The sequence below is a fragment of the Paraburkholderia sp. GW821-FHT02A12 genome (assembly GCF_059422005.1).
Window position 1 is genome coordinate 1,807,108 of record NZ_JBWKWA010000002.1, and the last position, 25,818, is coordinate 1,832,925.

Genomic DNA, 25,818 nt, shown 5'->3' on the forward strand with positions numbered 1-25,818 from the left:
CCTTAATTGGGGGGCAGGCGTTGTCCGCGTTTGATTCGTTCAAATAGATCGGGGGTGCGCCACTGTCCTTTGATGACCGGAGCGAACTCGATGGCATTAAGGTCGATGTGACCCATGCGCGGGTTGTCGGCGTCTTCGCGGAAGCACTGCGCATAGCCAGTCTCGGTCTCATGGACTATGACCGAGTGCAGACGCACGACGTCCTCGCCGTTGCACATATCAGTTAGCGACAGCGCGCTATCGACAAGGCGGAAGAACAGCCGCGAGAACTGCTCCGCGCTTGGCGACACCGGAATCAGCACCCAGCGTTCGGAATGCCGCCGCATGGCTGACAGATAGTCCGGTTCGTCACCTGACCAGAGCGTAACGGCGTGGTCGAAGGCGTCGATCAATTCGCGCACATGGCCTTTGAGCAAACCGAAGTCATAGACCATCTGGCCGTTGTCGAGTGCATGAGCTTCCAACACCAACTCGACCTTGTATGAATGGCCATGAATAGAGTGGGAGCACCGCCGGGTGCTGCATCCACGAACGATGTGGGCATTCTCAAACTTGAACAGCTTGCGAATCAACATGTGTCGCCCCCTTTGTGCAAGCGAGTGGCCGGCACGGGGTCGTAGCCGCCTGAGTGCAGCGGATGGCAGCGACCCAGGCGCGACAGCGTGAGCCACGAGCCCTTGAGTGAACCATGCGTTCGCAACGCCTCGATGGCGTACTGCGAACAGGTTGGGTAGAACCTGCAGCGTGGGCCAGGCATCGGACTGCTGAACAGCTGATAGCCGCGCACCAGCAGCACCGGCATCTGGATGGGCCAGCGTGTCATGTCGGCTCCTTCCTGGCTGGGCGCACCACCATGCCCTTGAGGGTGTCCTCGACGATGAACCCAACTGCTGCAAGTTCATCGCGCAGCGCATCCGCTCGCGCAAAGTCCCGGTTCTGGCGCGCCCGCTCCCGTGCGGCCAGCAGTTCGCGAACTCGAGTCGTGCTCAACGACAGTGCCCGGGCGGATGGAGCGAGTATTTCCATCGCCGCAGTTGGAGCCTGCTGCAACAAGCCGAGCAAATTCGCCGACACCAGCAGACGTGACTTGGCTTGCGACCGGGCCGCATCTGTCGCCGACTCGTCAAGTTGCGTGCGCAATAAGTGCAGGCGGGTCAGCGCTCCGGGGACATTGAGATCATTTCGCAGCGCGTCCATCACTTCTGAATCGGGTGCAATGTCCGGCAGTACGGCGAAGTGCTCGACTTTTGCCAGGCTGGCATAGAAGCGGGCCAGCAGTTGCCGTGCGTCAGCCAGTCGTTGAACATTCCAGTCCAACGGGCGGCGATAGTGGGTGGACAACAGCGCCAGGCGAATGGCTTCACCCGGTGCGCGTGCCAGCAAATCGCGAACCAGCAGCACGTTGCTCAGAGACTTGGACATTTTCTGCCCATCCACCGTGACAAAGCTGTTGTGCACCCAAGCGCGGCAGTAGAGAGCGCCATGCGCGCAAGTGCCTTGGGCAATCTCATTTTCGTGGTGTGGGAAGATCAGATCCTGCCCACCACCATGTATGTCGATGGTGTTGCCCAGATGCCGACCGATCATGGCCGAGCATTCAACATGCCAGCCAGGACGGCCTCGACCCCAAGGGCTTTCCCAACCCGGCAGCTCCGGTGTCGACGGCTTCCAGAGCACGAAATCCATCGGGTCGCGCTTGTACGGCGCGACTTCCACACGGGCGCCTGCCAGCATGTCCTCCGTGCGCCGCCCAGAAAGCTGTCCATACGCTGGATAGGATGGCACATCAAACAGCACATGCTCCTGTTCCACGTAGGCATGGCCTCGCTCGATCAATTCCTGGATCAGCTCGACGATGGCAGGGATGTGCTCGGTGACACGAGGCTCGATGTCGGGCGTCAATACGCCAAGCGCCAACATGTCCTCGTGGTAGGCGTCGATGTAGCGGGCGGTGATGGTGCCAATGGGCACCCCTTCGGCAGCGGCAGCGGCGTTGATCTTGTCGTCCACATCGGTGAAGTTGCGTGCATAAATCACTTCCCGATAGTCATGTCTGAGCAATCTGGCTAACACATCGAACACTACGGCGGGCCGCGCATTGCCGATGTGGGCGTAGTTGTAGACCGTAGGGCCACACACATACATCGTCGCCCGGTCCGGCTGTCCGGTGCGCAAGGGTTCCTTCTTGCGCGCGAGCGTGTTGTAGAGATGGATGGGCGGGGGAGTCACGTGGCGGACTCCCTGGCCTGTGGTAGGGCCTGCTGGAGCGCCTGGAAGGTGCGCTCAATCACTTCCCGACCAACGTCCCGGGTAATGAAAACCAAGCGCGAGCGGCGGTCTTCGCTCGGCCAGGCAGGCAATGGCACAGGTGGATGGAAGATGTGCTGCACACCATGCACGACGATAGGATGTTCGTCTCCTTCCACGTTGAGGATGCCCTTGACGCGAAGGATGTTGCTGCCTACGAAGCTAATCAGCAGTTCGAGCCAGGTCGTCAGAACTTCATCGGGTATTGGCTCATCGACATGAAAGCAGAACGCACGAATGTGGTCATCGTGGCGATTCACATCATGGTGGTCATGGTCATGGTCATGGTCATGGTCATGGTCATGGTCGTGCGGTTCATGCGAGGGATGATCGTGACCGTCATTGCCGTGAGCATGCTCATGGTGATCGTGCCCATGTTCAAGTGGCGACGGTGGCACATAGGCTTCTTCTCTGAGCCAACGCGCCACGTCGGCTGCCTTGCCGTCCGTTGAGAACAGTCCGAGATTCAGCACCTTCTGAGGGGCAATCTCGCCGTTGCGAACCTCCCAGCGGGGGGCGGCTGGGTTGATGCCGTCCAGGCGGTGCAGCAGTGCAGGGCGTTGCTCTCCGGAAACCAGATCGGCCTTGGTTAGCAACAAGACATCGGCCACCGCCGCCTGTTTGATCGCTTCGGGGTGCTCATCGAGGGTGTGCATGCCGGTGGCCATGTCCACGGTCGCCACGATGCCGTCTAGCCGGTATTTCGGCGCGATCTGCGGATGGGTCATCAGCGTGTGGATGATCGGTGCAGGGTCGGCCAGGCCCGTGGTCTCAATCAGTACACGCCGGAACTGCCGCTGGCTGTTGCGCGAGAAGCGCCAGGTAATGTCACGCAGGGTCTTCACCAGATCACCGCGAATGGTGCAGCACAGGCAACCGCTGCTCATCTCCATCACCAGGTTCTCGGTGCTGTGGGCGACCAGCAGGTGATCGAGCGCCATTTCGCCGAACTCGTTGATGATGACCAGCGCGTCTGCCAACTCTGGCTGGCGCACCAGGTGATTGAGCAAGGTGGTCTTGCCGCTGCCAAGGAACCCTGTCAGCAGGGTTACGGGGATCAGGCTGGATGGGGACTCGGCGGTCATGCGGAAACTCCTTCGGGCATCGGAGCCGCCCACGCCACCGCGTCGTGCGGATGCAAGCTCTCCATGTGACGAACTTGGACACTGGGGTGGGCGTAGCCGCTCAAGGCAGCCTCGATTCGGCGTGCCGCGTCCTCGACGAACATCAGGTTCTGACCATTGAGAATCGCGAACGCCTGTTCGTCGGCACGCTTGACCGCCGTTTGCACCGGCGTTCTCACGGCCTGCTCGATGCGGTCAATCAGTGCCAGCAGCCCGAGCGTGTCGTCGTCGCACTTGACGTCCACCGTGACCTGGGCCTCGCTGCGCTGGCTGTGCGGTGTCGCCAGCGTTGCGTGGCGTTCCAGCCAGCCAACCATCCTGGCAAGCTCCACCATCGTCAGATTGCAAAACTCGTCTTGAGCAGCGCGCGCAATGAACTGGCGCGAAAGAGCAGCAGAGCAGGGGCAAGTCGATGAGTAACTAACTGTCACTCGTACACGGCATGTGAACTTTCCATTGACGAGGGATGCATCAATGCGAACGGGATAGCTCTTCCAGCCCAACAAATCCTGTGTAACAAGTGCCGGACGCCGGACCAGCAGCATCAGGTTCAGCCGCAACCGTGCGCAGCGGCTCTCGCAGTCCTGATGACTGTCAATCATGGCCTGGAGTAGATGGCGTAGGCCACTGGGCGAAAGTGCCTCGCCTTGGCCCAGCGCATCCAGCAGCCGATACAGCCGGGACATGTGGATGCCCTTGACATGCGGAGCGGGTAAATCGACTTGCACGTCGGCGCGCGCGTGCAGTTCGCGCCGGTAGCCGGATTCGGCGATGGTGACGGGCAGGTCGATCCCCTGCATACCGACCCACTTCAACGGACTGAGGCTGGGGGCGAGGTCGGTCAGTGAAACGTCGGGAAGTGCTGCATTCATGCTCAAAATCCAGTAGGGGGTGCCCCCTACCCGATTCAGAGCGTGGGGAGCACGGTCAAGTCAGGACCAATCGGGGAACGGGTTGTGCCAGGTCGTCCACGTCCTGGGGCCTTGGGCCATTTCCTCGTCAGTTAGCAAACACGCGTCAAAGCGGGCACGCAGCGCAGCTTCGTCCATCTCCATGCCGATCAGCACCAGTTCCTGGCGGGCATCGCCCACGCGCTCGTCCCATTTGTCGTGGATCAGGGCGACGGATTCCGGGTCTTGCGGCCAGCGCTCCTGCGGCACAGCTGCCCACCAGTAGCCCGCCACGCCATGTCGGGCCACGGCGCCTGCCTGCGACCAGTTGCCCGCCAGCGTCGGATGGCTGGCCAGCCAGAAGAAGCCTTTGGAGCGCACCACGCCCGGCCATTCGTTTTCCACCCAATCGAAGAAGCGTTGCGGATGGAACGGTCGGCGCGCGCGATACACGAAGTTGCGAATGCCGTATTCCTCGGTTTCGGGCGTGTGCGTGCCGCGCAGTTGTTGCAGCCAGCCGGGCGCCCTGGAGGCTTCGTCGAAATCGAACAGCCCTGTGTCCAGCACGCGGTCGAGCGGCACCTTCCCGAACTCAGCCACCTCGATGCGGGCGCGCGGGTTGAGGCTGCGCAGGATCGCCATCAGCCGCTCACGTTCCTCATCGCTGATGAGATCGGTCTTGTTGAGCACGATCACATCGCAGAATTCGATCTGGTGGATCAGCAAATCCACGACTGTGCGCTGGTCTTCCTCGCCCAGCGACTCGCCGCGCGACTGGATGCTGTCGCGCGAGCTGTAGTCGCGCAGAAAGTTGTAGGCATCGACCACAGTCAGCATCGTGTCGAGCCGGGCGACTTCGCCCAGGCTGCGACCGTCTTCGCCCTCGAAGGTGAAGGTCTCGGCCACGGGCAGCGGCTCGGAAATCCCGGTGGATTCGATGACGAGCTGGTCGAATCGACCTTCCTTGGCGAGTCGATCCACCTCCACCAGCAAGTCCTCTCGCAGCGTGCAACAGATACAGCCGTTGCTCATCTCCACCAGCTTCTCGTCGGTACGTGAGAGTTCGGCCCCGCCATCGCGCACCAGCGCGGCGTCGATATTGACCTCGCTCATGTCATTGACGATGATCGCCACACGCCGGCCCTCGCGGTTGTTGAGGATGTGGTTGAGCAGCGTGGTCTTACCCGCGCCGAGGAAGCCGGAGAGGACGGTGACCGGCAGTTTCCTGGACGCGGGTTGCATATCGCTATTCATCGTGATTCAGATTCACCAAGAAAAGATGACTTCCAGCTCACAGCTGGCTTTGTGCCGTGCATTCCGTGCACAGGCCGCGAAGTTCGATGGTGGAGCTGCGCAGAGAGAAGGCGTTTTGGCGCACCCATGCACCAAGACTCCGGCTCAGTGAACGATCGACAAATTCATCAACATGGCCACATTTTTCGCAGATCGCGAAAGCCAGCAAACCCTGTTTGCACTCTGCGGAACAGGTGCAACAGACGTAGGCATTGAGGCTTTCCAGACGATGGACAAGCCCTTCATGAACGAGACGCTCCAGTGCCCTGTACACCTGGGTGGGAGCACTAAATCCTTGTCCACGCAGTTCATCGAGCAGCATGTAGGCGCTCAGAGGAGCCTTGGCCTGCTGCAGTGTCGAAAGCACACGTTGTTGATTTGCGGTCATTTCCATGGGGCATCCAAACAATCAACGTAACGTTATAACATAACCTTGGTTGATTTCAAATGCGTTTGGTTGACGCATTTGAAGATGACCACGGCTGACCTCCTCGACTTCGGCCCTGTCGATAAAGGGCCCCTTTTTGAAAAGTGACATACAGCTACGGCAAGTACAGGTATTCGATAGTGCCGAAGGCGCATAGATGGTCTTTTGGCACTTGGCGGAAATACGCACCAAAGACCATATAAACCGCCCTAGGCTAACGACAGCAACCTGCGACGCGCCTGTTCAGAATGTTAAGGTATGCAACGCGCGACCAGATTCGAATGAGTGAGCGGCGAAAGGGAGGTGGAGAGCCGGTGTGGCGTGTGGCGAGCGGATGCGCCCGATGTTGGTGCGCGCAACCGCGCACGTTCGCGCCAATGGGTGGGAGACGTGATGATCCAATCCCAGCTCTACCGGATTTTCTCCACACGGATGCCAGGACTCAAGCGTACGTACGATGTCACGACCAATTTGGCCAAGCTCAATCCCTGAGTATTTGACTATGACGCGTGGGCGCAACACGCAGACGAATTCAAAGGAAATGGACCCGTCTTCCTCCTCACTGCGCGCAACGCAAACGACGCAGCAACGAAGGCGTGTAGCCGATCTATCCGGCGCAGCGCACTGCTACACCCGCTAGCAGATGACCGGCCATACCCACGCGTCGCTGTTTGGCTCGCAGGATTCCTTCCGCGAGGAGTAAAGCCGTAGAGGCCCCCGTATCCGCACGCTGGTGGCTGTATCTAAACACGAATGTGGCGATCACGATTGCCGACATGATCCGCTGTCCAAATATTTCCTTCTGTGTGCTTTCGGTTTTACTCCTCGCTCGCAAATTCACTGAAGGCCAGTCGCGCTCCTGGGATCAGCTTCGCCATGCAGGCCAGACGCTTGCGTCGGGTCTTCGGGGGCGCATCGAATCATCAGGATCGACTATCGAACTGCGCGATGACCTTTCGATAGAAAACGATAGCGTCTCAGCTTCCTGTACAGGCCAAGGAGATATGAATCGCTTCACGGATTCTCGTTGTGCTGGCAAGAAAAGCCGCGACAGAGGCGACTCTGACGCGGTGCCCCAGACGTTAGGCAAACCGTTCCCTGCGTGGAGCGGAACCGGGTAATCATAGTTGAGTCTCGCCGCGCCAATCATTAAAAATTCTGCCGCGACACGCGGGATTTATGCGAGTGTGCCTCGCTCATTGAAGGAGCACGGATGAAGGCTTTGTCACAGAGACCGGAGCACGCGCAACCCCCAGAAAATTTCCGGATAAGCGCGGCACGGTTTTTCATTCAGCCTGACATGGGTGCGCGTCAGTCAACGGTGGAATCGGCGACTTTAAACCTTCAACGGCAAAGCGGTTGAGCATGTCGAGCGCCGCGAGAAAGCGATGCGCGGGCACACTCGCGAGCTGTTGATCATAGATTGCCAGGATTTTTTCAATCGCTTTCCTGTCCACGTCGAACATCTCCCAGGCCTCGCACCGCTCGGCCCTCGCGATGCATCGTTCAAGGGCTGCTTCCGCGAGCTGGAACGGCCGGTCGTCGAAACCGGCGGGCGTCTCCGCCCGAAGGTCCCAGGCTGTATAGACCGCCTTAAGCAGGCAGACCAGAAGATCAAGGTTACCGTGGCCGCTGATGATGGCTTCCAGTGCGAGATGGTGTTCAAGTGAAATGGACCGGATCCGGGGCAGCGGGAGCGGCAACAGCATGCTCCTGCTCAGGGGCGGCCGAGAACGTGCGGAAGACTTTCGACTCATCGTGATACGTCAGAATATGGCGCAGTGGGCGTTATCAGCCGGCAACTGCGGGTGCAAGCTTCGCTCCCGAGCTCCCTTACGTGCCGGACAGATGCGCTTCGCTGTCAAAGAATTCGAAGATTGCGAATGTGTCCGATGGTCGGCGAACGCTCGAGGATGCGCTCCGCGATGTACTCGGGTAGCAGCGCACGGGGTATGTTGAGGGGAATCCCTTCTACAAGTTGAGACGGAACCTGAACGATGAATGCGTCAGGTTCGCTTTGCAGACTGTGCTCATAGCTGACTCGGTAATCCATAGAAATGCCGCCGAACGAGAGGTCATGAAATCGCCATATGGAGGTCGTTTGCCGGTTTTCAATACCGGGTGATGCCTGCCTGCGGAGCAATCGAGCCTTGACCATGCTGGACGATCCGGCAGCGCGCCCCGTACGGAATCGCCGCCTGGGAGAGACTTGCGTATGGTTGGTCTTCGCGATACGGTAGGCGGGCTGGCCGAATGCATCGGTCCACATCGCTGTTCGGGAAGCTGTCCGCAATCCTTTTAACCGTCAGAGGAAGAAGTGAATGAACAAACAGGAACTCATTGATGCGGTGGCATCGGCTACCGGTTCGAGCAAATCCGTCGCGGGCGAGGCGATCGATGCTGTTATCGGTGCGATCACCACGGCGGTCGTCAAAGGCGAGACGGTGCAGCTGGTTGGCTTTGGGTCGTTCACCCAGGGCAGGCGCGCCGCCCGCACAGGCCGTAATCCGGCGACGGGAGAAGAGATCGCCATTGCCGCGGCGAAAACCGTGAAGTTCACCGCTGGCAAGTCGTTCAAGGACGCGGTGAACGGCATCCGCAAGTAATCGGCCGCATTACCGGTTCGTTGCGCGTAGCAGGGGCGCCCCCGCCAGGCGCGCCACGGACGCGATACCCTGTCGCTGTATTCGCGACAGCGCAAGATCCGCATCGAACCAGCCGTTCGACTGGCTCACGACCACGTCAGGTTGTTCCAGCATCGCGCGCCAGTGCGGCCACCATAGCAGATCCTCATAACACAGGGAGATCGCCGCGCGCCGGCCGGCGATGAAAGAATACGGCTGCGCGAGGCTTCCCCTGACGGCACTGATCGGTGCACCCGGTCGCCAGAGCGCGATGGGAACGGGCTGCCGGCTATCGAGCCGACCGTGGCTTGCGCCAAGGCTGACCATGCTGTCGGTGTAACGGAACGGTGCGATTTTCAAGGGAAGGTCCATCCCGATCACGAGGGTCTGGCCGGCGTTGCGCATTCTCTCGACATCCGCATGCCACCATAGTGCTGCCGCGGGGCGCCACAAACCAGCTATCTCTTCGGGCAGGATCGCTACGGTCGCGCCGCTGGCGAACGCCTGTCGGGCGATCGACTGGATCTGGGTGGTCCGCTTGTAGAGCGACGGGTAGTTCGACTGGTCGAAACGGCCGAGTGCCGTGTCGACTGCGAGCCATCCTGCAGGCGGGGGGCGCGGCGCTTCCCGCCAGTGCGCGCAGGCAGAGAGGCCCGCGAGCGCCACGCACACGAACCACCTTTCAGGCGTGCATCGCCGCATGGTCGCCGCGCCAAGGGCGGCTATTCCAAGGCCCATGCCCGCGAGTCTCCAGCCCGGATACAGCGTGCTCGCTACGTGCAGCGGCGACAGCCATCCGATGATGCCGAGGGGCGGGACCGTCACGACCAGCGCTGCCAGCATCGCGCGCCACACATGCGCGCAGGCCGATGCCGTCAGGCCTGGCTTGAGCAATGTCCATGGCAGTGCGAGCACAACGGCCTGAAGCAGCCAGACGATCATCCCGAGTGCGACGGCCGCGGGCGGATCCAGCTCGTGATAGCAGGCGAAGAAACGCTCGCATACGACCGGAATGTCGCGTGCGCCGGACAGATAGTAAGCGGCCCACAGTACGAAGGCAGCCGTCCGGCTGCGTAGCCTCGACCATGCGGCCGGCAGGGCGAGCAGCGCGATCGGGTTGTTTCCCGGGTACCACGCCATCATCGAGACGGCAATGCCGACGCCGGCGGCAAGCAGCAGGTCTGGCTGACTCGATGTGCGGGCATACCGGACAGGCAGCGCGCGTAGCGTCAACGTGAAACGGGTGAATTGAGTGATTCGGGTATTTCGCATCATGGGCGGCACGCGCTCGCGTCCAGTACCTCAATACCCCATGGATTGCCCGCGATATCGGGTCGCGCTACTGATCTGGCGGACCGGTTGCAAAGTCATTTGCGCCAGCCTCGATGTTTGATGAAAATTGCAATCTACGTCACGGACATCAATGTCCCAGGTCAGAACAGAGGAGAGAGCAAATGTCGTTCGGGTTGGCGCGCGGTAACACGGATCTGCTGTTTTGCAAGGTCGACTGGTTCAGTGTTGAACAACATCAGCGCAGCGCGGTTGATCAGGAGGTTGACGCTTACCACCCCGACAAGCTCCTCAACACGTCGGAAGATGCGCTGGTTGACTACTTCCTGGAAAAATACCGGATGGACGTGCCGCAGATCAAGCGCGACGCGATATCCGTCGACCAGCGCGAAGCCCGGATTGATGTAAGTCAGGACCCCTCGCGCTACGTTTCTGACCGCAGCCGGCCGTTCCATGTTCCCGGGACGCTGGTCGAGGTCGAGATTCCGTTCTCGGGCGATGAACAGTTCTTCGGTGTGCAGCCTTCGACGTTTTCGCTCAACCCGCCGCGCGGCGAGGTTCGCGGAAGCAGCCTGTTCATCCATGTGCAGGGAACGACACTGCAGCCGGCGCAGGTGAAACAGCATATTGACAGCACGGTGGCGGACATCGAGACGAATCTGAAGCATCTGCGTTCCGCAGCCGAACAGTTCAACCGCTCGATCGTGTCCCAGATTCAGAGCAAGATTGCCTTCAGGAAACAGAAGCTGCTGCAGGATCGAAACCTGGTGGCGAGTCTCGGCTTCCCGATGAAACGGCGTGAAGGGGCAGCAGGCACCTATGCCAGCCCGCAGGTTCGCCGCAAAATCACCCCGGTCCAGCCGGCGGCGAGTACCGCGAGCTTCACGCCTGAACCGGCATTGCCCGATGATCACTACAACAGCATCCTCGACATCATGACCAGCATGGTTCGCGTGATGGAGTGCAGTCCTTCGGCGTTTGCGCATAGCGACGAAGAAGCCATCAGGACGCACTTTCTTGTGCAACTGAATGGCCACTATCAGGGGCAGGCGACGGGCGAAACCTTCAACTATGAGGGCAAGACGGACATCCTCGTGAAGGACAGGGGACGCAGCATCTTCGTCGCGGAATGCAAGTTCTGGCGGGGCGAGAAAGGCTATCTCGAAACGATTGACCAGTTGCTGGGCTACCTGACCTGGCGGGATACGAAGGCCGCCATCCTGGTCTTCAACAGAAACCGCAACTTCACCGATGTGCTGGCGAAGGTGAAGGAGAACACCGAGCGTCATCCGAACTTCCGAAAGTTCATCAGCCAACGCTCGGAAACAGGCTGGATATTCCGGTTCGCCCATCGCGATGACCCGAACCGCGAGATGACCGTAACCGTGATGGTCTTTGATGTGCCGCATGCGTCACAGTGACGGGGCCAGTCCATTGCCTGGAGCGGTGGCGGATATGGCGCTGAGGCGGTCACTTGGGCGTCCGCATTCGGGCATCAATTGACCGTAAGTAATCTCGATCTGGCTTTGTGCACGCCTTGTTGAGAGTGATGCTTTTCAGGTCGAATTCAGCGCTTCGCATACGCTTGCTTGCGGAATAATCAGGAAGATGCCCCTGTTCTCTCGAGAACAGGGGCATCCGAGCATGGCGACGTAGGTCGGTTCACAGCGACGGATACAGTCCGTCACGCGTCGGGTTTCACTGCGTTCAGATACAGGTGGCTTGCATCGGCCCGGATCTCAAGATTCCATCCGTCGTCAATGACGCGATCGAAAACGGCGGCGTCGGGGTCCAGATATTCGACGAAGTCGTCGCCACCGAATTCGGCACGGGCGCGTTCCCACCAGTCGTCGAACGGCACCGTCCCGGGGTTACATCCAGTCGCATACGCGATCAGTCGGTGCAGGCCGTCGTCTGGTGTGGTGTTTTTGTCGGTCATCATGTAGACGCCCTGGTCCTTGACCAGTACGAGGTGGCAGGCATGCGCGCGGGCCTCGAGGAGTACGGGGCGCAGATCGGAAGCGGGAAACCGGATCATGATGGGACCTCCAGAAAAGTTGAAAAAAAGCGAAGACGGTCGCCAACCCTGAGGGCAGGGGGATGACCGCTTCGCCGTTCGCTGCGAGGGACAAGGTTCGGACAGGCGTTGAGGCGCTAAACGAAAAAATGCCGGGCTACTCTTGGCTCACGAGCTGTCGCGCAAGCGCGACTTCGATGCTTTCTCCACCCTGGTTCAGGATGTCGAGACCGGACTCGGGCATGTCGCCGGAGGTGGACTGCGAGACCGCAATCTTTTGTCCCATCAGCTTCAGACACCGCATCTGCGTGGTGGCCTCGTAAGCAAGAAATCGCACCGTCACGTCGTGCGTCTGACCGATCCGCCAGCTGCGACGCGCAGCCTGTTGCAACGTGTACGTGTTAAAGCCCGACTGAAGAAAAGCAATCGTCGGAAATTCGAGCAGGTCGAGCCCGGTCTTGACGAGCTCGGGGTTCGTGATGATGACGTCGGCGCCGCGCTCGAGCTGGTCTGCGACCCAGTCTTCCCGCTTTTCAGCTGGGACACTCGCACGGAGCACGGACGCCCTGACGCCCACTGCATCGAGGAGGTTCTTCAGGCGCACTGACGTGTCACGCGTACCCGTATAGGTCGTGTAGACCAGCGTGCGGCGGTGGTTGAGCAGTTCGTCGCGCACGAGCCGCAGGAGCGCCGCTTCCTTGGGACCCGGCTGGTCGTCGCGAAGCAATGCCGGTACGCTGGCGAGAATCCTTTTCGTGCGGGGATGTCGAACGATCTCCGGCCGGAAACAGCATTCGGGCCATGCGAGCAATGCATTGAGCACCACGCCGAGCAGGCTCTTGTCGCCGCAGCGCAGTGCGGCGCGCAACTCAGATGTGAGCGTTGATTCGAGCGCACGATAGGCCGCGGCCATCTCTTCGGTAAGGGCCACCGGCAGCAGCGATTCGTCGTACGGCGGCAGGACGTTCTGGCCGATCTGCGAGAGCTTCAGGAAGGCGGTATACGGCACGACGTACCGCATGATGCCCTTGGGGCCGAAGCCCGGACCCTTTACCGTCGAGACGCTCCTGCGATCGCCCTTCGCGGTTCGATGTGATCCTTCGTCGACCTGTCTGTGAATGTCGATGAGCACGCCATGCTCGCGCATGAAGGCCATCGTCGCGGCCGCCATCGAGCCGTTGCGGTTGTAGTTGAAACCGTCCTCGATCAGCATGGACGGATTCAGCCGATAGAGCAGGTGGTACAAATCGTCGGCGTAGCCGCCCATCAGGGTGCCGGTCAGCAGCAGCGTCTTGGAGGCCTTGCGGGCGAGCACGCCCATGGCCTGGCCCTGGGCGGAGTTTTCGTTCTTGTATTCATGGCCTTCGTCAGCGATCAGAAGACCGAAGTAGCCCTGAGGAAGGTATCGCTTTATGAACTCCGAGGCCTGGTAGCCACCCTGCCCGAAGGAGATTTCGGTGTGCGCGAGCGCACGTTCCATGCGCTTCGCCTGCCGGTCCGAGAATACAAGCTCGCCGCTGTCGTCCATCAGATTGATGAACTCATACAGATTATCCTGCAGCATGTCGGCCAGCATCGTCTCGCCGAAGCGCGAGAGCAGCCGTTCGGCGGTCTTCTCGCCAACGGTCGGCATTTGCAACAGGGCGCTCTTTACCAATTCGCGCATCGTTCGTGTGCCCTGGCCTTTGGGCGCCAGGGTCCACAGCCGCTCGCCACACCTGCACGCCCGACGCTTTTCGTCGAGGGCAGGGCGGGCCAGGGTGGGCGTCAGTGGGTTGCCGTCTTCATCGCAGACGAACTCGCCGCACGAGGGGCAACAGGCAAAGACGCGCGTGACTGCATCGGTCTCCATGTCGAGCGTCGCGACGCGGCGCGCAAAGGCGGGCTTCCAGTCGAAGCCCATGCGCATACGCACGCGACCGAGAATGAAAAATTCCGGCACCGTCGGCCTCGAATGCATGACACGCAGCTGAAGCAGCTTGCGCAGCGTGTCCGGACCGTTGAGAATCCAGACACGTGCGCCCGGTACCGTCGTTTTGATTTCACGTCGCCATTTGTAGACGAGATGGGGTGGCGCGATGACGAGCGTACGCGGATAGCCAGCGTGATGTAGCAGTACCGCGACGCCGATACCCATCAGGGTCTTTCCCGAGCCCATTTCTGCATTGATGACGCCGCCTGGAGCGTACCGGGTGAGCAGCGTCGTGATTGCGTGAATGACCTCGCGTTGCGCGGGAAACGGCTGGCGCGACAGTGCATCCAGTAGCGCGTCCCATTGTTGTGGACGCTGGCCATCATAGATTGACGGGTTTTGCTGGCGGACGGCATCAAGCAGTCCGGCACCAAAGTTCGAGATGAAATCCGGCAAGGCCATCACGTCACGGGACTGATCGCCCCTCACCAGGTCGTCGCCGGTGGTGCTGCTGTCGATGTCGCTGTCGATGACAGCGGTTTGCAGATCTTCCATGGTACGTCTCCATAAGACGCGGGTCGCACGTTCCCCTGGCGGGACGCGCGAGTCCCGCAGGTTGGGGGAAATGTCGAGAGCCGATGGTGCGGCTCGTGCTTTCTGGATGAGGGCTACTGCGCGTCAGTCGAGCTTGAGCGTGGCACTGGTGACGAATGCCGAAATCGCCTCCGCGAACGCGTCGGGGAGCGTGACGCGCGAAGCGCGAATGCGCCCGACAGGCGCATAAGGCGTGGCGTCGAGATGGGCGACGAGGTGACTGCCGAGTGCGTCGAGCACCGGCGTACGCCAGTGCGGTAGCAGCGGTATTGGACTGAGCTGTTCAATCAGCGACCAGACGCGGGCCTGCAGGGACGCGTCGTCGTGCACCTGCGTTTCGCGATCCACCAGCAGCCATGCCGAGCCCGCGGCTTTCGATGGGGTAAGGAGCGATTCGTCGTAAATCCAGGTATGGACGAGGTTGCCGAAGAGATTGTCTTTCGGCAGGCGACCGCTGTACTTGTCGAGCCGCCGAGGGTCACCGACGGGGACGGCCGCCAGGGGCTGGCTACTGTCGGGATCAAGCAGGGTGAGCTGCCGGATGCCGCCTTCCTGAATGCCCAGGTGTAGAGAGGCATACAGTTGCTGAACGGCGCCATCGCGTCCGAAGACGGAGACGAAGACGAGTTCGCCATCGGGTGCACGCACGCAGGCGTCGACAAAGATGTCCTGCAGTTCCTTGATGGGATACAGCATGGGGGTGCTCCAGTCTGAATGTCGGGCGCACCCACCGGGTGCCGACCCGGCTGAGTTAAGGAAAATTCCGGGGCTTCGCGAACGAAGCCGCAGCCGCGCAGACGAAGCGCCGGAAGAAAGCTGCGGATGGTGCAAAGGTGCCGCGTGACGGGCGGTGACGGACCTGCTGCCGGCAGATCAGCGGGAAACGCTTTCCCAGCACGCCTTATGGAACATTCTGGGAAAGCGCCCCACTCGAAGGGCGCAAATGGATGCCGGGAAATGGGCTCGCAAGTCAGCAACCTTCGAGCGTGCCCAGCAGTGAGCGAAGTTCATGTACCTGGCGGGCGGTCACCGTCATCGGCACCATGGCATCCGGATGCCATGCTTCAATCGAAGCTGCGACGGGCAACCGTCTGTCTGCAAGCCGCGCGAATGCGAGCAGCCGGTGCCCGGCGGCGTGGAGTTTCACTGCACGTACCGAGACGTCGGCGGCCGGCCATGTTGCGATGGACGTGGCGTCAAAGTCGAGAGCCTGTCCGTCAAGCTCTTCGTAATCGTCGTAAAGCAGCGGCATGTCCGGCGTGTCATCCCACAATGTGCCGGCGTCGAATGCCGCACGGGCGATGGCGCAAGCTGCGTCGGCGCTGGCGGCCCGAATGCCGACGACGACGCGATGGGTATGGTCAAGGCTGTAGCCGACCATGAAGGCGGGCAGTGCCCGCCCCGTGAGGCTCGTATCATTATTCATGACGTAGGTGTCCTGGAAGTGCGGAAACCCGTCCGTGCGGGGCGTGGCCCCGCAGGGTTGCTGAATGTGATCCGGGCTAGCGGATCGTGACTATCCGGCCGAGGTTCGGGCCGGGGGTGAAGTCGATGCCCGCGATCGTCGGAACGAAGCGGTCCCGCATCAGGATCGTGGTCCGGATATCGCCCCTTTCGGTTTCCTCGATCTGGACTTCCTGCTCCTTCTGCTTGATGGTGTCGCCGCGGATCAGCAGGCGTGTGCCGTCGGCGCCGGTAACGACGCCCGTGATCTGTCCGGCTGCAAGCGCGAGCGCAAGATGCCAGTCGGAAAGATCACGTAGCGGACGCCGCGGCGTGACAGCCTTCGTCGCGAACATCGTGGAGAACTGCGGCCACAGCGTGGCGTGTTGCAGGCGTTTCAGCTCGTGTTCGAGCTGCGGCGCATCGATCCGTGTCGACATGAAGGCGCATTCGCCGGCCGTCGAATGGATGTGATACGGCTCAGAGGTCCAGTTCTCCGGCAGACTGGGCGGCAGCTCGCCTTCATGGATGCGCGCCAGGCGCGCGGCCAGTGCGGTATCGGCTCCGCCCGCACGGCGCTTGACGCCGAAAAGCACGAGCTGCCTGAACGTCTGGTCGGGCGCGAGGAACACCTGGACCTGCGCGAAGTTGCGGGCGATCATCGTGGCGAACTCGCGGTCCATCACGTAGTGCGGCACGATCAGGACCAGCACACCGCCGAACGCGAGCCAGGGGACCGTCTTGAGGTAGAAGATCTTCTCGAGACGATCGGGCTGACGCTCGCCTGTCTGCGCCTTGTCCGATACGACGTCCCCGTATGGCGGGTTCAGGAAAAGCAGCCCCATGCTGCGGGCCGTGATGAACATGTCGTGGACGTCGCTGTGCGCGACCGTATCAAGCACTTCCTTCGCGTGCCAGGCACGTTCGCGGTTGTACTCGACGCCAAATGTGCGTACCGCATCGGGCGTCGCGGTCAGCGCAGCAAGCGAGGCCTTCAGCTCGTGCAATGCGGCGCCTTCGCCACAGCAGGGATCCAGTAGCCGCGAGGGACGATCGGGATCGGACAGTGCGAGCGCGGGCATGATGCGCGCGAGCGTGACGGCGTCGGTCGGAAAGTACCCGTTTTTCACGAAATTTCTGGCGAGGCGGGGAAAGATCAAGGCCATACGACTCTCCTTTGGGTCACGGTGTGCCGCGGCCGGAAGACCCGGCACGCCGAAGTTGGACAGGGATCAGGCCTTCCGCCAGGTCTGGCTGGATGCCTGGAAGGTGTAGCCAAATGCGCGAAGCTGGTCGCGCTGCTGACGGAACACCCCGCGATCGACGGTTGGGTCCAGCTTGACTGGCTCGCCGGCGACGATCGCATCGGCCAGTTCGGTGCCGAACAGGTCGGGCAGATAGAGCTCGCCGGAAGCGTTGCTGGTCAGCGCCGACGCCGAAGTTTCGTCTGCATGCGCATCGGCTGTGTCACCCGGTGTGCGCTCCTCGTCGACGGGGTCCGGCTCCGTCGACGTGGGCTCGCGCCCGGTCTCGCTGAACGGTTCGTCGTTGTCGAGTTGCACATCGGCCAGTCTCGCGCGGATTTCGACGGTGACCTTGCCGTACCACACGTAGCTGTGCGGATAGATTTTGTCGATCAGGAAGGTGCCGGTGTAGGCGCCGGGCTCGAACTGTTCGAGCACCTTGTCCTTGACCTTGAACTCGCCAACGGACGTCGTGAGTTCTCCGACCTGGAACGGGCCGTTGCTGCCCTTGATGGTGCGCACGTCAAGCGTGCCGGAAAGCGAAATCATGATGCCTCCACGCAGTGAGGCGGGACCCTCCATGGCAGGCATGGGTGTCCCGCGGGTTGGTTAAGTTCGTGCGGATTGACCGCCGCCGCGCGGAAAGCGCAGGGCACAGCCGACACGCCGAACGGGAACATTGCAGATCTTGCTGATATTGCGATGCGCGACCGATACGACTGGACAACAGCCCTCGCTCATTCCCGAAAGCTCATTGACGGAAGCTCCGGCATGTCGGCCAGGGAGCGTGAAGCGGTCACGGACGGTATGGATGCATCAGTCCGCGTGTTGCGGGCCGCACTTGTCTGTGCTGCATTGATCGACGATATGACGGAACAGGCGCGGGGGAAGTCTGAACAGCCGGCCCCCGCTTTCGACGATCCACGTGCGATGGTGTCGCCTCACGACGACAGCCTCCTTTATCGACAGACCGTTGAGTGTCAACACATCGCCCGGCGCGAGTGAGCGTGAGCGTGCCGCATGCCATGCGCGTACCTGCTGACGCCATGCGGGCGCTGCGGGCGGGACCATATCGAGATAGGCGAGCGGGCAGGAGTAATACAACGGTTCCATCTGCTCGCACATATCCTTGTATCCCCAGCCCGCACAGGTTTTGTCCCATGCGAGCAGGTCGCAGCCGATATAACGCATGGGCGCAACGCCTGCGCGACCGATTTCCCAGACAGTCCAGAGGACGTTGCCACTCGTGCAGTGACGAAGGCAGCGACGCGTGAAGCCGTCATGCTCCTCGTCGCGTGTCAGGCGAGCGACGAGTTGTGCGCGCGTCTGTCCATGACCAAACAGCCATCCCATGATGTACCTCGCAAGGTGAGACGAGGCATCGTTCCCGTGTCGGGACGATACCCCGCGGGGAAGCACCGTTGATGCGGTGCAAGTGATGAAAGGAAGTCAAAACGGCAATCGTGATGCCGTAGTTACACGCGCCTTTGTGCATGAAGATCGCGACCCATGGCGGTACGAACAGAGCTGATGATGAATACGGTCCAGTCGGCGAAGTACCGGCCATCGAAGACGATGGCCCCTGAGTTGAGCATGAGCTGGATCGGCATCGTGATCTTCCCGACTGGAACTTCGCCATCCGGTCCGACGACGACGCCCATGTCCGGGAAGAAGTGCCGCCCCTCATACGGATCGAGGAATTCCAGCTCGAGGTCGCGTGCCCTGACGGTGTGGCAGTAGCGCAAGCGGCCGATCAGCGGTCCGTCAAACCCGGTGACGAGGGGGGACCCAGGTGGATCGTCGCGCCCGTTGAAGAGTCCGAGATAGAGGCCGTCTGGAAGACCGGCGCTCTGGCTCATAAAGCGCGGCAATGTGCGCCCGTCACGGCACTGAAAAAGCTGCTGCGAAGTACCGTCTTCATCGGCGGTCCAGTCCGCGGCGTGCGCAAGCACCTCTGGGATTCGCACGTGGTGTGTCGTTTGAAAATCCGGCCAGCAAAACATTTCCATGTCGCCAGGCTTTCTGACGGGTGGCCGGGCGTCGAAACAGTGACAGCTTGACATGATTGTCTCCGTGAGCGCCGCGGAGACGCGCCCATGCGGGCTGCGTTCCGCAGGGTGTAATAGATAGGCAGGACGTCAGTCGATCGCCGCGAAGATATCGCGGGCTTCCGGGTGAGACGGCACGAAGGCCAGCAGTCCGTGATACAGGTCCGTGAAGCACGATTCTTCCGTCGACCGCGCCATGGCGTTCAAGGCGAACAGCGTTGCAACAATGCCTGCGGCATCGCTGCTCATCTCGCCGTCATATCCGTTGCCGTCGCAGGTGATGGGCAGCGGATCACTGCGGCGCGGTGCCATATAGAAGGCGCCATTGGACAGCTCCACGTAATCCCAGAATCCGCCGTGGTATGTCGCGCACAGTGACGACATGGCCGTATAGACCGCCACTTCGGCGCGGACCATGTGTTTGCCGAAATAGCGCGGCAGGATTTCCATGCGGCGCTCGTCAGGCACGATGGTGGCCGTGATGGCGCGTGTTTCGCTGGCTTGAGTCATGACGTTCTCCGAAAAGGCGCGGCGAACGGCTGCCCCGGGCGGGGAAGCGCATCCCCGCGAGGGTTGGACAAGGTGAGGCCCGAAGGCGTGACAGGAGGTAATTCCGAACCGCGCGTCACGTGACGCGGGAACAGCCGTGCAGACAGTGGCACCGGAAGTGGGCTGTAAAGGTGTCGCCTCGCGTAGCGACGGACGGGCCTGCAAACTGGCAGGCCAGCAGTGAAACCGTCACGCGTCATTTGCCTGTATTGGCCGTGGCAGCCTATGAGAAGCGAATGACGCATGACGCCTGGCAGTTAAATCTGCCAGGCGTGTGTCTGGGCCAGAGCAATCGGTCCGGCACAAACGGCACGGCGTCGTTGGGCCACCGTGAACCCAGTGCGGATTGGGGCTTTGCCGGCTTTCCTGAGCGTTTCGTGATGCATCGCTCGGGAAAACCGGCGCACCGGTCATGCGGGAAGACCCCCGCGCGGGGCGGGGGACGAGGGATCGCCATTCACTCGGCGCTGGTAGCGGCTCGACGGATATCTCGCTGGATATTGGCGTTGCCGTGACGGCGCAGTGGGGGATAGCGGTTGGTACGCGGGGCAGCGCGTTCAGTCAAAGCCGTGGCATTGCGTGGCTCCTGTTCATTGCGACCGCTGTCGGGCTCATCGATGCCGTCGGTGTCGTGCTGATCAGGACCGTCTGTCGACGGCACCTGTGCGTTGGCACGCTCCGGCGCCTGATCGCTTGCGGCGTCCGGGTCGTCGCGTTCTTCGCTTTCATCGCGATAGACCTCCTTGCCGTCGACCTTGATCCAGAAGAGCTTGAGCAGGCGACCCTTGAGCACAGCGCCGGTTTCGCCAGCGCGGTTGCCGGTGCGTTCGAATGTGCGGATGTAGTGATCACCCGCGCGGAACGAAACGAGGACTTTCACGTCGGGATCGTTCGCGTCGTCCATCACGGAGCGGACAGCGTCTCTCGCTTTTTCGCCAGCGACGATCAGATCGAGCGGGAGATAGGCGATGCCGTTCTCGATATTCGGGTCGCCATGGAATGCGGAAATGGCGCATGCGAGGAAAGGCCTGGCCTTGCTACGGCCATTGCCCCTGGCGGTCACATCGCGTACGCGCGACAGATACCCGAGGCCGCGCAGATGAAGATCGAAATACTTGCGAGGTTCGACTGACTGATTCATGACGATTCTCCAGAACGAAAAATGGGGAATCGCCACAGCCCGTGTCGGGGAATGGTAATTCCCCAGACAGGCAAGGAAGGAAGCTTCAGGTCAGATGACCTTGCGGTGGTCCAGACAGTGGGACGAAGCACGACCGCGAAAGGTGTCGCAGAGCGACGATGCTGCAAAGGATGCTGGATGGGCTCCAGCGGGCAACTTCAAACGCGAATCATAGTCGGCGAAATCAAAAAATCAAGTCGATAACCGCGCCATATTTTCTTTCGTGCGAGCCCCGTATAACGTCGTATAACGGGGTTAATGTTGAGCTCACGACGCGTCACGATGTCTCACGATCTGTACATTGCCCTCACGGTCGATACATGGTCATCACGATTGGCCACGATGGTTTCGTGAACAGTCCCGAAAGAATGTGAGCCGTCACGCAAGCTCATCAAATTCAAGCATTGAAGCGGGTGAAACCCCGAGTGTGAAGGCCAGTACGCAGATGTTATAGAGGGCGATGTTGCGCTGGCCCCGCTCGATGCCGCCGATGTACGACCGGGCGAGGCCGCTTTCGAGCGCGAGGCGCTCCTGTGACCAGCCGCGCGCCTTGCGAAGCTCGACCAGGCGCTTTCCAAAGAGGGCAAGGGGGTCGTACTGCATCGACATCTCGTTCGGGAAGATATCGAAGCGTACGGATTTGACCTGTTTGAGGCCACGCTCTATGATAGGACGCACTATGAGTGACAATTTTCCGCGTCAGTCACAATAGTGCTGTGAAAGCGACGCTGGCGCCGGTCGCATTGTTGACGGTGTCCCGCCCGATTGACCTCTTTCTGACAGGAAACCCAGTGAGCCAACCGGTTTCGGATCTTGCCCAGTTGCTGGCGTCGATGCAGCCAGAGCTGAATGAAGGTGCCTATGTCTTTGCGTCTGTTCCGGCGGATACAGACGTGTCGCGGTTCGCGCCGCTGGCGATGTTTCGTGAGCGCGAGGGGCTAACCGTCATCACCGATGAGCTAACGGCCCAGCGCGAAGGATTGCCGGTGCTTTTCCGGGCTGCCTGGATCACATTGACCGTGCATTCCGATCTGGCGGCCGTCGGGCTGACTGCGGCGGTCGCAGAAGCATTGACGAAGGCTGGCATCAGTTGCAATGTCGTTGCTGCGGCATTTCACGATCACCTCTTCGTGCCGGTCGAGCGTGCGGCCGATGCATTGGCACAGCTGGCCGGACTGCAGGAAAGGACCGAGCGGACCACAGCGGGGTGACTGTCGCACTCTGTCCGGGATATCTGGGGTGACGCTCAGACCTTCAGCTTCCGGTCGAGATGCGGATGTCGGCTTTACCCGTGACAGGCAGCGATTCAATCCCGGGAACGCTGATTAGCAGGATGTCCCGCGCACTCGCTGTGCCGACAAGCCGCAAGGTCCCTCTGCTGGAAGCGGCTGCGGGAACATGGCCACTGCTTCCGATGCGTAAAATCAGCGGGCTCCTGTGACGCGCGACCAGGGCTGGACGACGGGCGTTCGCGGGTGTAGCAGCATCGCGATGGCGATCATCACGCAGGGCCGCTTCTGGCGCGGTCGGCCCATAGTTCGACGAGGGTCGCGGCCAGCACGATCGCGGATCCACATGCCGAGCGCAGGTGCGCCCTTCGTTGCGTCGGGAAACAGGGTTAGCAGGAAGAAGAGCAGCAAGCCGAGCTCGCCCGTCAGGAGCGTGGTAAATGCCTGCACGCGGCCGACGATGGCTTCATTCACGACCGTCAGGAGAAGTCCGATGGCGGCGGCGCGTGAGAGACTGCAAAGCATTCCGGCGAGACAGTAGAGCGCGATTGCGGCTGGCGCGTCATGCGCCAGCGATAGCAGGATCGGCGAGCCCCGGCATCGCCGGGAACTGCGGTCGCAGTGCTGCGCATTTCTTTGACAACCCTGGAAAACCTCCGAGAGCGAGCGCAGCCATTGCGGCGTCCGCGGCCGTTATATCGAGCATGCCGAAGAGATGAGTGTCGCCCTTGAGCGCATGAAAAGTCCGGCAATAGCAGGTTCTTGATCTGTACGACGGCAAAGGCCAGTCGTACCGTTATGGCATGCTCCATTGATTGGCAATTCGTCGTCGGCGTTCTCGCCGGGAGTCAAACGAAGGTGCCCTATGTTATACTAGTCGGTGATCGTGATTTGTTTTATTTTATCATTAATAATCAATAGGTTGGGCAGAAAATCTGGCGAACACGACGATTGGAGGCTGTCATGTATCTGGAAGACCGACTGAAGATATCGATCGCCAAACAGGCATCTGACGTGTTTTTGCGGACCGACTTTGCACGTTTTGGCAGCGAAGCCCAGGTGAGCCGTGCGTTGCGCAAACTTGTCGAAAGCGGCGTGATCGTCAAACTTGGCGTGGGCGTGTACGCGAAGGCGAAGCGTAGCGCGTTGTCGGGTGCCCCCATTCCGGTACAACCCGTGGAAATTCTGGCCGAGCAGGCGCTGACCAGGCTGGGCGTGAAAATCTATCCGTCGCGCCAGGTGGAGCGCTACAACTCCGGCGCGACGACCCAGTTGCCCGCCGGAGTGGTGATCAACACAGGCAGACGCCGTATCGGCCGGAAGCTGGGTTTCGGAAAGAAGACTGTCCAATATGAAAACAATCTCAAGCGAGCAGAAAGAGCTCATTGATGCTCTTGTCGCAGAGGGGCTTGCCGGAAACCTGTCTGCGGCTGTTCTTGAGAAGGATGTCCACGTCACCGACGCGTTGCGCGCGCTGGCCACACTGAAGCATCCGCATGTAAATTTTGTGTTCTGCGGGGGAACAAGCCTGTCGAAGGCGTACGGCCTGATCGAGCGGATGTCCGAGGACATCGACCTGAAGGTGGTGGTCAATGACGATCATGGCCTGTCGAAGAGTGGACTGAGGGCACATCTTGGCGCGCTGAAGGCCGCCATCGTCGGTACGATGACCGGGCTCGACTTCGCCATCGTCGAGGAAGAGACACAAGCCCGCAATGGCAATCGCTATTTCGCATCAGGCTGGTTGTATGAGACACGATACGCCGCACATGGCAGCCTGCGTCCCCACCTGAGTCTCGAATTCACAGTGCGTTCGCCACGCTTTGACACCGGGCAGAGGCCGATCGGCTATCTGATCGATCGCCTTGCGGGGCGGGAAGGGCAAGCGGTGGGGATGACCTGCATTGCGGCCGAAGAAACGCTCGCGGAGAAGGTGTTGTCGTTTCTGCGCCGGCATGCCGAGCACCGGGCGGGTGTTCGCGAGAATTGGGACAGTGCCCTGGTTCGCCATATCTACGACACCTACTGCATGGTTCAGTCAAGCCCGGACGCAGTGGGCCGGGCTGCGAGGCATTTCAGCGATCTCGTCGAGTTTGACCGGCAGGAGTTCCGTCTTCATCAGGCGTTCGTCGACGACCCGAAACAGTGCATGATCGCCGCGTTGACGTTTGCAGAAGCCGAGGCGCAGACGCAACAGGAATACCAGAATGTCCTGATGCCGCTGGTTTATGGTACGACCCGACCGACCTTCGAGGAAGCGTTCAGCGTGTTCAAGTCGGCGGCAACAACGCTTCTGGATACGCTTTAGTTCCAGTCCGGGAAGCGCTCGGGAAAGTGAAGCCCGGTGCTCTCACCTGTGCCTTTCGGCGTAAGTCCGGGATCGCGTTGCCATGCACGGCGACCTGCCGTATTGCAACGCCGAACGTCAGCCACGTCTGGCGCGGTTTCGGTCGACGTACAGCCTGACAAGGGCCGCAGCAAGGACGATTGTTGTCCCGCACGCCGCGTACAACTGCGCTTCCGTTGTGGTGGGGAGCAACGTTGGGAGCAGGAATATCAGCACACCGAACGCTCCCGTCAGTAGCGTGGTGAAGGCCTGTACGCGCCCGATGAAGACCCCGTCTACGACGGTTAGCAGGTGCCCGTTAGCCGCGGCGCGCGAGAGATTCCACAGCATTCCGGCAAGACAGTAGAGCACGATCGCGACCGGCGCGTCTCGTGCCAGCGATAACAGGATCAGTGAGCCCCCGGCGCCAGCGAGAACTGCGGTCGTGACGCCGCGCATCGCTCTGGCGACCGGCGGTAGTCCTGCTACAGCAAGTGCGGCCATCCCGGCAATTGCGGCCGTCATCTCGAGGGTTCCGAAGAGCTTGCTGTCCCCCCTGAGCTGATGAATGACGAAGCCCGGCAACAGCAGGTTCGTGATCTGGATGACAGCAAAGGCCAGTCCTACCGTTACTGCCGCGGCGAGGCTTCGCGGCTGTTTCATGAGGTACGCGAAGGCTTCAAGCGAGGCGGCGAGCAGGCCGGTGTGCTTGCGTGCCCCGTTTGTGCCCACGGTCCCCACCAGAGTGCGAAGTAGAGGCAGAACGGCCATTGCGATAAATGCGCCTAGGACCGCCGCGGTGCTGCTGCCAAAGCGGTTGATCGCGTAGCCTCCCGCGCCCGTGCCCATCGCGATACCTGCCTGGTTAAAGAAGGACAGGCGGATGTTAAAACCCATGCGCTCGCCTTCCGGCACGAGCGACTGAAGAACACCGCCCAGCGCGCCTGCCAGAAGCGCATAGCCGAACGCGCCGAGAATGCCCGACATGATCAGCAGTGTCGGCACGAGTTCACCGGGCACCCATTGCACCAGAGCTAGAACGAACAGGCCCAGCGCTCTGATGAGTTGGCCCGATGCGGTAACGGCCATACGATCACGATGGTCGACCACATGCCCAGCGGCTGGGGCCAAGGCAAATCCAGCGACACTCGAACTCAGGAGGACGAGCCCCAGCAGGCTCGATCCACCGACATGAAATGCGACCCAGGGCGGCAGAACGATCCCGACTCCGACGATGAAAAACGAGACGCTGGAGAGGGCGATGAAAAATGCGTTCGTCGCGTCGGCCACGAAGGGCGCTTTCATCGTATGGCGAAAGCGC

Annotated in this window: 28 protein-coding genes; 5 read left to right on the forward strand and 23 right to left on the reverse strand. The window is 61.0% G+C overall.

Translation table 11 applies throughout. The annotated features are described in order from the left end of the window. Positions 1–2: 2 nt before the first annotated feature. The 9 genes from AC07WT_RS29520 to AC07WT_RS29560 all read right to left on the reverse strand — a co-directional run bounded on the left by AC07WT_RS29520 (position 3) and on the right by AC07WT_RS29560 (position 8,094). Positions 3–575 (reverse strand): 6-pyruvoyl trahydropterin synthase family protein, encoded by a 573-nt coding sequence (locus AC07WT_RS29520; RefSeq protein WP_494949677.1) that lies wholly within the window; start codon positions 573–575, stop codon positions 3–5. Next, positions 569–823 carry a membrane protein insertion efficiency factor YidD gene (gene yidD, locus AC07WT_RS29525; protein WP_494949678.1) on the reverse strand — a complete coding sequence of 85 codons (255 nt, stop codon included), beginning with the start codon at positions 821–823 and terminating at the stop codon, positions 569–571. Before yidD ends, AC07WT_RS29520 begins: the two co-directional genes overlap by 7 nt. Further along, positions 820–2,229 carry a cysteine--tRNA ligase gene (cysS, locus tag AC07WT_RS29530; protein ID WP_494949679.1) on the reverse strand — a complete coding sequence of 470 codons (1,410 nt, stop codon included), beginning with the start codon at positions 2,227–2,229 and terminating at the stop codon, positions 820–822. The genes yidD and cysS overlap by 4 nt, the downstream gene beginning before the upstream one ends. Continuing rightward, complete coding sequence (locus AC07WT_RS29535; protein ID WP_494949680.1) at positions 2,226–3,392, reverse strand: CobW family GTP-binding protein; 1,167 nt, start codon at positions 3,390–3,392, stop codon at positions 2,226–2,228. The genes cysS and AC07WT_RS29535 overlap by 4 nt, the downstream gene beginning before the upstream one ends. Further along, on the reverse strand, positions 3,389–4,303 hold the full coding sequence (gene folE2, locus AC07WT_RS29540; protein WP_494949681.1) for a GTP cyclohydrolase FolE2: 915 nt from the start codon (positions 4,301–4,303) through the stop codon (positions 3,389–3,391). Before folE2 ends, AC07WT_RS29535 begins: the two co-directional genes overlap by 4 nt. 60 nt (positions 4,304–4,363) lie before the next feature. Continuing rightward, entirely contained in the window at positions 4,364–5,575 is a 1,212-nt protein-coding gene (gene zigA, locus AC07WT_RS29545) for a zinc metallochaperone GTPase ZigA (protein WP_494949682.1), read from the reverse strand. Between the two features lie 37 nt (positions 5,576–5,612). Further along, the gene (locus AC07WT_RS29550) at positions 5,613–6,008 is read right to left on the reverse strand and encodes a Fur family transcriptional regulator (RefSeq protein ID WP_494949683.1); all 396 of its coding nucleotides are present in this window, start codon (positions 6,006–6,008) and stop codon (positions 5,613–5,615) included. A gap of 1,319 nt (positions 6,009–7,327) precedes the next feature. Next, positions 7,328–7,750, reverse strand: a complete 423-nt coding sequence (locus AC07WT_RS29555) for a hypothetical protein (RefSeq protein WP_494949684.1) — start codon at positions 7,748–7,750, stop codon at positions 7,328–7,330. A 152-nt stretch (positions 7,751–7,902) separates the two neighbouring features. Further along, entirely contained in the window at positions 7,903–8,094 is a 192-nt protein-coding gene (locus AC07WT_RS29560; RefSeq protein ID WP_494951073.1) for a hypothetical protein, read from the reverse strand. A 268-nt stretch (positions 8,095–8,362) separates the two neighbouring features. On the opposite strand from AC07WT_RS29560, the gene AC07WT_RS29565 reads away from it, so the two are divergent. Further along, complete coding sequence (locus AC07WT_RS29565; RefSeq protein WP_494949685.1) at positions 8,363–8,647, forward strand: HU family DNA-binding protein; 285 nt, start codon at positions 8,363–8,365, stop codon at positions 8,645–8,647. A gap of 9 nt (positions 8,648–8,656) precedes the next feature. Here the strand turns inward: AC07WT_RS29565 and AC07WT_RS29570 are convergent, their stop codons facing one another. Beyond that, positions 8,657–9,940 carry a carbon-nitrogen hydrolase family protein gene (locus AC07WT_RS29570; RefSeq protein WP_494949686.1) on the reverse strand — a complete coding sequence of 428 codons (1,284 nt, stop codon included), beginning with the start codon at positions 9,938–9,940 and terminating at the stop codon, positions 8,657–8,659. Positions 9,941–10,119: 179 nt separating this feature from the next. On the opposite strand from AC07WT_RS29570, the gene AC07WT_RS29575 reads away from it, so the two are divergent. Further along, positions 10,120–11,376 (forward strand): hypothetical protein, encoded by a 1,257-nt coding sequence (locus tag AC07WT_RS29575; RefSeq protein WP_494949687.1) that lies wholly within the window; start codon positions 10,120–10,122, stop codon positions 11,374–11,376. Positions 11,377–11,639: 263 nt separating this feature from the next. Here AC07WT_RS29575 and AC07WT_RS29580 read toward each other — a convergent pair whose 3' ends face one another. The 11 genes from AC07WT_RS29580 to AC07WT_RS29630 all read right to left on the reverse strand — a co-directional run bounded on the left by AC07WT_RS29580 (position 11,640) and on the right by AC07WT_RS29630 (position 21,545). Continuing rightward, on the reverse strand, positions 11,640–11,993 hold the full coding sequence (locus AC07WT_RS29580) for a DUF3085 domain-containing protein (RefSeq protein WP_494949688.1): 354 nt from the start codon (positions 11,991–11,993) through the stop codon (positions 11,640–11,642). Positions 11,994–12,129: 136 nt separating this feature from the next. Further along, on the reverse strand, positions 12,130–14,439 hold the full coding sequence (locus AC07WT_RS29585; protein ID WP_494949689.1) for an SNF2-related protein: 2,310 nt from the start codon (positions 14,437–14,439) through the stop codon (positions 12,130–12,132). 123 nt (positions 14,440–14,562) lie between these two features. Beyond that, positions 14,563–15,174 (reverse strand): hypothetical protein, encoded by a 612-nt coding sequence (locus tag AC07WT_RS29590; RefSeq protein ID WP_494949690.1) that lies wholly within the window; start codon positions 15,172–15,174, stop codon positions 14,563–14,565. 274 nt (positions 15,175–15,448) lie between these two features. Next, positions 15,449–15,904 (reverse strand): hypothetical protein, encoded by a 456-nt coding sequence (locus tag AC07WT_RS29595; RefSeq protein WP_494949691.1) that lies wholly within the window; start codon positions 15,902–15,904, stop codon positions 15,449–15,451. 76 nt (positions 15,905–15,980) lie between these two features. Further along, positions 15,981–17,135: a DUF6094 domain-containing protein gene (locus AC07WT_RS29600; protein WP_494949692.1), complete on the reverse strand. Its 1,155-nt coding sequence runs from the start codon at positions 17,133–17,135 to the stop codon at positions 15,981–15,983. Positions 17,136–17,153: 18 nt separating this feature from the next. After that, a complete protein-coding gene (locus AC07WT_RS29605) occupies positions 17,154–17,714 on the reverse strand; it encodes a DUF3275 family protein (protein WP_494949693.1) in 561 nt (186 codons plus the stop codon). A gap of 267 nt (positions 17,715–17,981) precedes the next feature. After that, positions 17,982–18,518 (reverse strand): DUF6927 domain-containing protein, encoded by a 537-nt coding sequence (locus tag AC07WT_RS29610; protein WP_494949694.1) that lies wholly within the window; start codon positions 18,516–18,518, stop codon positions 17,982–17,984. A gap of 122 nt (positions 18,519–18,640) precedes the next feature. Then, entirely contained in the window at positions 18,641–19,228 is a 588-nt protein-coding gene (locus AC07WT_RS29615) for a hypothetical protein (protein ID WP_494949695.1), read from the reverse strand. Between the two features lie 75 nt (positions 19,229–19,303). After that, positions 19,304–19,723 carry an antirestriction protein gene (locus AC07WT_RS29620; protein WP_494949696.1) on the reverse strand — a complete coding sequence of 140 codons (420 nt, stop codon included), beginning with the start codon at positions 19,721–19,723 and terminating at the stop codon, positions 19,304–19,306. A 496-nt stretch (positions 19,724–20,219) separates the two neighbouring features. Then, complete coding sequence (locus tag AC07WT_RS29625) at positions 20,220–20,903, reverse strand: DUF3577 domain-containing protein (RefSeq protein ID WP_494949697.1); 684 nt, start codon at positions 20,901–20,903, stop codon at positions 20,220–20,222. 417 nt (positions 20,904–21,320) lie between these two features. Next, positions 21,321–21,545 carry a helix-turn-helix domain-containing protein gene (locus AC07WT_RS29630; RefSeq protein ID WP_494949698.1) on the reverse strand — a complete coding sequence of 75 codons (225 nt, stop codon included), beginning with the start codon at positions 21,543–21,545 and terminating at the stop codon, positions 21,321–21,323. 188 nt (positions 21,546–21,733) lie between these two features. Between AC07WT_RS29630 and AC07WT_RS29635 the strand changes: the two genes are divergently transcribed. Beyond that, on the forward strand, positions 21,734–22,153 hold the full coding sequence (locus tag AC07WT_RS29635) for an ACT domain-containing protein (protein ID WP_494951074.1): 420 nt from the start codon (positions 21,734–21,736) through the stop codon (positions 22,151–22,153). A 213-nt stretch (positions 22,154–22,366) separates the two neighbouring features. Here the strand turns inward: AC07WT_RS29635 and AC07WT_RS29640 are convergent, their stop codons facing one another. Next, the gene (locus AC07WT_RS29640) at positions 22,367–22,645 is read right to left on the reverse strand and encodes a hypothetical protein (protein ID WP_494949699.1); all 279 of its coding nucleotides are present in this window, start codon (positions 22,643–22,645) and stop codon (positions 22,367–22,369) included. Between the two features lie 489 nt (positions 22,646–23,134). Here AC07WT_RS29640 and AC07WT_RS29645 point away from each other — a divergent pair, with 489 nt between their 5' ends. Then, the gene (locus AC07WT_RS29645) at positions 23,135–23,560 is read left to right on the forward strand and encodes a DUF6088 family protein (RefSeq protein WP_494949700.1); all 426 of its coding nucleotides are present in this window, start codon (positions 23,135–23,137) and stop codon (positions 23,558–23,560) included. Further along, the gene (locus tag AC07WT_RS29650; protein WP_494949701.1) at positions 23,523–24,479 is read left to right on the forward strand and encodes a nucleotidyl transferase AbiEii/AbiGii toxin family protein; all 957 of its coding nucleotides are present in this window, start codon (positions 23,523–23,525) and stop codon (positions 24,477–24,479) included. The genes AC07WT_RS29645 and AC07WT_RS29650 overlap by 38 nt, the downstream gene beginning before the upstream one ends. A 117-nt stretch (positions 24,480–24,596) precedes the next feature. Here the strand turns inward: AC07WT_RS29650 and AC07WT_RS29655 are convergent, their stop codons facing one another. Continuing rightward, positions 24,597–25,802: an MFS transporter gene (locus AC07WT_RS29655; RefSeq protein WP_494949702.1), complete on the reverse strand. Its 1,206-nt coding sequence runs from the start codon at positions 25,800–25,802 to the stop codon at positions 24,597–24,599. Positions 25,803–25,818: the final 16 nt, after the last annotated feature.

Bases quoted from the DNA above. Each gene is read 5' to 3' on its own strand.
- AC07WT_RS29625 (WP_494949697.1), bottom strand. From the start codon at position 20,903: ATGAATCAGTCAGTCGAACCTCGCAAGTATTTCGATCTTCATCTGCGC.
- AC07WT_RS29615 (WP_494949695.1), bottom strand. From the start codon at position 19,228: ATGTCAAGCTGTCACTGTTTCGACGCCCGGCCACCCGTCAGAAAGCCT.
- AC07WT_RS29570 (WP_494949686.1), bottom strand. From the start codon at position 9,940: ATGATGCGAAATACCCGAATCACTCAATTCACCCGTTTCACGTTGACG.
- AC07WT_RS29535 (WP_494949680.1), bottom strand. From the start codon at position 3,392: ATGACCGCCGAGTCCCCATCCAGCCTGATCCCCGTAACCCTGCTGACA.
- AC07WT_RS29585 (WP_494949689.1), bottom strand. From the start codon at position 14,439: ATGGAAGATCTGCAAACCGCTGTCATCGACAGCGACATCGACAGCAGC.
- folE2 (WP_494949681.1), bottom strand. From the start codon at position 4,303: ATGAATGCAGCACTTCCCGACGTTTCACTGACCGACCTCGCCCCCAGC.
- AC07WT_RS29620 (WP_494949696.1), bottom strand. From the start codon at position 19,723: ATGACTCAAGCCAGCGAAACACGCGCCATCACGGCCACCATCGTGCCT.
- AC07WT_RS29560 (WP_494951073.1), bottom strand. From the start codon at position 8,094: ATGGATTACCGAGTCAGCTATGAGCACAGTCTGCAAAGCGAACCTGAC.
- yidD (WP_494949678.1), bottom strand. From the start codon at position 823: ATGACACGCTGGCCCATCCAGATGCCGGTGCTGCTGGTGCGCGGCTAT.
- zigA (WP_494949682.1), bottom strand. From the start codon at position 5,575: ATGAATAGCGATATGCAACCCGCGTCCAGGAAACTGCCGGTCACCGTC.
- AC07WT_RS29655 (WP_494949702.1), bottom strand. From the start codon at position 25,802: ATGAAAGCGCCCTTCGTGGCCGACGCGACGAACGCATTTTTCATCGCC.
- AC07WT_RS29550 (WP_494949683.1), bottom strand. From the start codon at position 6,008: ATGGAAATGACCGCAAATCAACAACGTGTGCTTTCGACACTGCAGCAG.
- AC07WT_RS29630 (WP_494949698.1), bottom strand. From the start codon at position 21,545: ATGCAGTACGACCCCCTTGCCCTCTTTGGAAAGCGCCTGGTCGAGCTT.
- AC07WT_RS29520 (WP_494949677.1), bottom strand. From the start codon at position 575: ATGTTGATTCGCAAGCTGTTCAAGTTTGAGAATGCCCACATCGTTCGT.
- AC07WT_RS29580 (WP_494949688.1), bottom strand. From the start codon at position 11,993: ATGATCCGGTTTCCCGCTTCCGATCTGCGCCCCGTACTCCTCGAGGCC.
- AC07WT_RS29555 (WP_494949684.1), bottom strand. From the start codon at position 7,750: ATGCTGTTGCCGCTCCCGCTGCCCCGGATCCGGTCCATTTCACTTGAA.
- AC07WT_RS29590 (WP_494949690.1), bottom strand. From the start codon at position 15,174: ATGCTGTATCCCATCAAGGAACTGCAGGACATCTTTGTCGACGCCTGC.
- AC07WT_RS29575 (WP_494949687.1), top strand. From the start codon at position 10,120: ATGTCGTTCGGGTTGGCGCGCGGTAACACGGATCTGCTGTTTTGCAAG.
- AC07WT_RS29595 (WP_494949691.1), bottom strand. From the start codon at position 15,904: ATGAATAATGATACGAGCCTCACGGGGCGGGCACTGCCCGCCTTCATG.
- AC07WT_RS29645 (WP_494949700.1), top strand. From the start codon at position 23,135: ATGTATCTGGAAGACCGACTGAAGATATCGATCGCCAAACAGGCATCT.
- AC07WT_RS29650 (WP_494949701.1), top strand. From the start codon at position 23,523: ATGAAAACAATCTCAAGCGAGCAGAAAGAGCTCATTGATGCTCTTGTC.
- AC07WT_RS29565 (WP_494949685.1), top strand. From the start codon at position 8,363: ATGAACAAACAGGAACTCATTGATGCGGTGGCATCGGCTACCGGTTCG.
- AC07WT_RS29605 (WP_494949693.1), bottom strand. From the start codon at position 17,714: ATGATTTCGCTTTCCGGCACGCTTGACGTGCGCACCATCAAGGGCAGC.
- AC07WT_RS29610 (WP_494949694.1), bottom strand. From the start codon at position 18,518: ATGGGATGGCTGTTTGGTCATGGACAGACGCGCGCACAACTCGTCGCT.